Origin of the sequence: Streptococcus parasanguinis (assembly GCF_001578955.1) — a bacterium.
In the GTDB taxonomy this organism is placed as follows: Bacteria; Bacillota; Bacilli; order Lactobacillales; family Streptococcaceae; genus Streptococcus; species Streptococcus parasanguinis_U.
Genome location: NZ_KQ969689.1, coordinates 394,087 through 396,746, shown reverse-complemented (window position 1 = coordinate 396,746; position 2,660 = coordinate 394,087). Strand labels below are relative to the sequence as shown.

Annotated in this window: 2 protein-coding genes; one reads left to right on the top strand and one right to left on the bottom strand. The window is 43.4% G+C overall.

The features are described from left to right. Positions 1-1,133 (bottom strand): efflux RND transporter periplasmic adaptor subunit (locus SPADD19_RS01880; protein ID WP_061455057.1); only part of this gene is annotated, 1,133 nt, incomplete at its 3' end. A gap of 179 nt (positions 1,134-1,312) precedes the next feature. Here SPADD19_RS01880 and gorA point away from each other — a divergent pair. Beyond that, positions 1,313-2,660: glutathione-disulfide reductase (gene gorA, locus SPADD19_RS01875; RefSeq protein ID WP_014713634.1), on the top strand; the 1,348-nt coding region annotated here is incomplete at its 3' end.

Here is a 2,660-nt window from a genome sequence, read left to right as displayed (position 1 = left end):
ATCTCTTTTCCATCTTCCAGTTTCTCATTAGGATTCACAATAACTTGAGCATCTTTCTTCAAGCCTGACAAAATTTCCTGGTTTTCAGCATCGGCGTTACCAAGCGTCACTTTTACTTTCTTAGCCTTGCCATTTTCGACCGTCCATACATAACTCGTATCCCCATCAGCCATGACACTTGTCACGGGAACAAGTGGATGTTGAGTAGAACTTTTGACTTCAATATTGACAGAAAAGCCTTGTTTGAGTTCCCCAATTTCACTGGTAATATCTACTGTGAATGGGTACTTGGCTCCACCGCTTCCTTGTGTTCCACCTGCTGCATTGGCACCTGCTTGACCCGCATCGGTCGGATAGTTCGCTACATAAGAAATCTTTCCTGTCCAGGTTTTATCCGGATAAACCTTGGAAGTGAGGACCACTTCCTGACCTTCAGAGATATTGGCCAAATTGTATTCAGATAATTCCCCTTTGACTTGTAAATTTCCGTTGCTCACAATGTGAACCAGAGTTTGGTTGGTCCCCGTAGTCGATTTTGAAACATCTTTGTTAACTTCGACCACAGTGCCATCTGTGTTACTCTTGACCGTCGTCGCATCCAGAAGTGCCTTAGCCTTGTTCATATTATCGACCGCATCCGACTTGGCATCTCGTAAATCGCTAGCTTGAGAATCAACTGTTCGTTGGGTCTGCGCAGCTGATTTGGCATCTGCTTCTTCATCTCCTGTCGTATCAATGGTCACACCATTTGTCAGTAAGTCATTTAACTGACGATCTGCCTTATTGACAGCACGAACGGCTGCATCATAAGCGGTTTGGGCCTCTGTACTGCTATACTGAACAATTGGCTGACCTGCCGTTACTTGATCTCCTACATTGACCAAAATCGACTGCAAATCCCCTTTGGTTCCATCAAAATAGACATACTGTTCCTGATTGGCAGTGACTTTCCCAGTTAACAAGACCGAAGAAGCGATCGATCCATCCTTGACCGTTTGCACCATTGGAGTTTCTTTCGTGATTGCCTGATCAGGACTACTTGGGTGCGAAAACATCATCACACTTCCTGTTCCAATCACCACAATTGCTGCACCTGCAGCTGTAAATAGTTGCCATTTTTTCAATTTCTTCATCGTTTTTCTCCATCAAAGAAAGCGTTTTATTCTATACCATAGTATACCATATTTCCTTACTTTTCTATCTAAAACTGACACGGCAAAATGAAATTTAAATGCTTGGTAACATGCTAAACCCTTGACTTTTGTAACAGTTGATATTACAATCAAACTGAAATCCCATTTAGGAGGAAAACATGAAAGAATTTGATATTATTTCAATTGGTGGAGGTAGTGGAGGAATCGCTACGATGAACCGGGCTGGGGAGCACGGAGCTCGGGCTGCCGTCATTGAAGAAAAACAACTGGGTGGCACCTGTGTCAACAGAGGATGTGTGCCTAAAAAAATTATGTGGTATGGTGCGCAAATTGCAGAAGCTATTCGCGATTATGGACCAGACTATGGATTTACTTCTGAACAAACCAGATTTGATTTTGCAACCTTAAGAAAAAATCGCGAAGCCTATATTGACCGTTCCCGTAATTCCTATGATGGTAGTTTTAAACGCAATGGGGTTGAACGAATTGAAGGACGTGCCCGTTTTGTAGATGCTCATACAATTGAGGTAAATGGGGAAACCATTAAGGCCAAGCATATCGTGATTGCGACCGGTGCCCATCCCTTTATTCCTTCTGTTCCTGGAGCTGAATTTGGCGAAACTTCTGATGATGTCTTTGCTTGGGAAGAACTGCCAAGTTCCGTTGCCATTATTGGGGCTGGCTACATCGCGGTGGAACTAGCTGGTGTGCTCCACCATTTAGGAGTCCAAACAGACCTCTTCATCCGAAAAGATCGGGTTTTACGTAGTTTTGATTCCTACATTGTCGATGGCTTAATGGAAGAAATGAAAAAACAAAACCTTCCGCTTCACAAACATAAGGTTCCCATGAAGCTTGAAAAATTAGAAGACGGTCGTGTGAAGATTTATTTTGAGGATATGACCAGCCACGTGGCAGATCATGTTATCTGGGCAACAGGACGAAAACCAAACGTTCAGGATCTCAATCTAGAAGCTGCAGGCGTCACCTTAAATGAAAAAGGATTCATTGCAGTGGATGAATACCAGAATACAGTTATTCCAGGAATCTATGCTCTTGGGGATGTCACAGGAGAAAAAGAATTAACCCCTGTTGCTATTAAAGCTGGACGCACTCTTTCTGAACGACTATTCAATGGAAAAGTCAATGCCAAAATGGATTATACAAACATCCCGACTGTTGTCTTTTCTCACCCCTCTATCGGAACCGTTGGCCTAACGGAGGAAGAAGCCCAGCAAACTTATGGAAAAGAGAATATCAAAGTCTATACTTCTCAATTTGCTTCCATGTACACTGCTGTAACCCAACACCGCCAGCAAGCAAAATTCAAACTCATCACTGCTGGTCCCGAAGAAAAGGTCGTTGGCCTTCATGGTCTTGGCTACGGAGTCGATGAAATGATCCAAGGATTTGCAGTTGCTATCAAGATGGGAGCGACAAAAGCCGATTTCGATGCAACTGTCGCCATTCACCCAACTGGATCCGAAGAATTTGTGACCATGAGAT